The 2,401-nt window shown below is 73.9% G+C and carries 3 protein-coding genes; all 3 read right to left on the reverse strand.

Annotated features, from left to right (window positions below):
- Positions 1-1,614: FUSC family protein (locus AOZ49_RS18620; RefSeq protein ID WP_231690384.1), on the reverse strand; the 1,614-nt coding region annotated here is incomplete at its 3' end.
- A gap of 16 nt (positions 1,615-1,630) precedes the next feature.
- A complete protein-coding gene (locus tag AOZ49_RS18625; protein WP_054431294.1) occupies positions 1,631-2,119 on the reverse strand; it encodes a YbaK/prolyl-tRNA synthetase associated domain-containing protein in 489 nt (162 codons plus the stop codon).
- Between the two features lie 88 nt (positions 2,120-2,207).
- The coding region (locus AOZ49_RS18630) for a helix-turn-helix domain-containing protein (RefSeq protein ID WP_197286746.1) at positions 2,208-2,401 on the reverse strand (194 nt) is incomplete at its 5' end.

A 2,401-nucleotide genomic window follows, 5' to 3' on the forward strand; every position in this document is an offset into this window, starting at 1 on the left:
GCGCAGGTCGGACAGGCGCGCGTAGGCCTGGGTGCGCAGGTCGTGGCGGGCCGTGGAGTCGGCCTGGAACACGGTGTTCAGGTAAGCGGCCAGGGTTTCGATGGCGGTGGCCACCGCCTGGTCCAGGTTGTGGCGCTCGATCCGCATCCACGGCAGGTAGCCGACCGCCAGCACGATGGCGGCGGCCACCGCCACGTCCTCCAGCCGCGCCAGCGCGATCGGCCAGCTGCCGGGTTGCAGCGCGCCGATCAGCAGCATCAGGATGGGCAGCAGGATCGCCGAGAACAGGCCGTAGTTGCGGCGGATCGACCACGGCAGCAGGGCCGCCAGCACGGTCACCGTGAGCAGGCTGGCGATGCCGCTGCGGTCCAGCGCCAGCACCGTGGCGCTGATCGCCACGCCCACCACGCTGCCGGCGCAGCTTTGCAGCGCGCGGGCGAAGACCGAGCCGAAGTTGGGCTTGAACACCACCACCACGATCAGCGGCACCCAGTACGAGCGCGGCAGCGCCACGGCGCGCGCCACCGCCTCGGCGACGATCAGGCACAGGCCCAGCCGCACCAGGTAGCGCACGGTGGTGGGCCCCGGCCGGTAGGTGCGCGCCAGCACCCGCCAGGGCGTGCGTGGACGGGCCGGCGGCAGGGCGGGAAAGGCGTCGGGCCGCGCCGGGCCGCTGCCTTCCAGCAAGGGTTGCGCCTGCTGCAGCGCGTCGGCCAGCGCGCCGGCGCCGGCCTGGCGCAGCGCCGCGATGTCCTCGGCGGGCGCCTGCGGCGTGTCGTTCTCGACATGGTCGGCGAGCCGGTTGATGACGCGCGCGCAGTCGCGCGGCAGCACCCGGCCGGCGCGCGCCAGCGCCAGCGCGGCGTCCGACAGCGGGGTGCAGGCCTGCAGCTGCGCGGCCAGCCGCGCCAGCCGCGGCGAGGGCCCGGCGGCGCGGCGGCGGGCCGCCAGCAGGGTGTCGTAGGCCGTGGCCATGGCAGCCTCCATGTCGCGCCGGGCCGTCATGATGCGCGAGGTGCCGATGGCCGCGTACATCGCGGCCAGCTTGCGGTAGGCCAGCGCCACCGCCGCCCGCTCCGGCGCGGTGGGATTGACCACCCAGCCCAGCAGCGTCAGCGCCAGGCCGAACAGGCCGCCCGCGCCCACCAGCACCGAGGGCAGCCAGGGCGGCAGCGGCGAGGTCAGGCTGGCGCCGACGATCACGTAGGTGGCGAATTGCAGGGTGGCGACCGCGGCAATGTTGTTGAAGGTGCCGATGAGGCTGGCGATCAGGACCAGCACGGTCATGCCGGCGATGCTGAACAGGCCGTGGCCGGCCAGCAGCGTGCCGAGGAAGTAGCCCAGCGCCCCGCCGAAGACGGTGCTGCCGATGGACAGGGCGCGGTTGCGGTACGGGCCGCCGTTGTCGCCGGTGATGGCGGGCAGGGCGCCCAGCGCCACCAGCGCGGCCGCCGCGCTCTGGTCCAGCAGCAGTCCGGCGGCGGTCGGCAGGCCGATGGCCAGCGCCGCGCGCAGCGCCACCCAGCGGCTGACCGGCGACGGCTCCATGTGCGCCAGGCTCATCAGCCAGCGCATGTTGGAGGTGCGGGCGCGGCGCTCGGCTGACTGTGGCACGACGGCCCCGCGCCGGTTAACCCTGGCCCTTGATCAGCGGCGCTTCCTGCGGCGCGGCCAGGCGGAAATAATCGTCCGTCGCCATCAGGATGGAGGCGTCGAGCCGGCCGGCGTTGAACACGATTTCATCGTGCCGCTGGCGCAGGCTGGGATCCACCAGCAGGTGCAGGTCGGGGTTGAAGCTGAAGGGCGGGATCGCGCCGATCTCGCAGCCGGTCAGTTCGCGCGCCAGGTCCTGCGAGGCCAGCGAGGCCTTCTTGCCGCCGGCGGCGCGGGCGATGGCTTCCAGGTCGGCCTGCTGGTCGGCCGGGAACACGGCCAGCACGTTCCTGCGCTGGTTGGACGAGATCTTGACGCGGCACACCAGCGCCTTGGCGCCCTGGCTGACGGCGGTGCCGCGCACGGCGGCGACTTCCACCGAGCGGCCGGCGGCCGGGTGGGAAATGAGGCGGTAGCGGGCCTGGTGTTCGGTCAGCAGGGCCTGCAGGCGATCGTAGACTTCCATGGCGGGAAACGGTGGGTTGGCAAGGCCGGCGCCGGGGATCCGGCGGGCCATGCCGCATGATACGCCGCCGCCCGGCAGGCGGCGCGGGCTAGATGTCGCCGGTGAAGGCGTAGCCCCAGCCCCAGACGGTGCGGATCGGCAATTCCATGTTGGTCTCCTGCGCCTTGCGGCGCAGCCGGCTGACCACCACGTCGGTGCGCCGCACGGATTCGCGGCCGGCCTGCGGGTCGCCGGGTGGCAGGTCGCCGCGCGGCAGGCGCTTGTCGGGGCTGGCGGTCAGCT

Origin of the sequence: Achromobacter sp. 2789STDY5608615 (assembly GCF_001298995.1) — a bacterium.
Classification (GTDB): domain Bacteria; phylum Pseudomonadota; class Gammaproteobacteria; order Burkholderiales; family Burkholderiaceae_B; genus Achromobacter; species Achromobacter insuavis.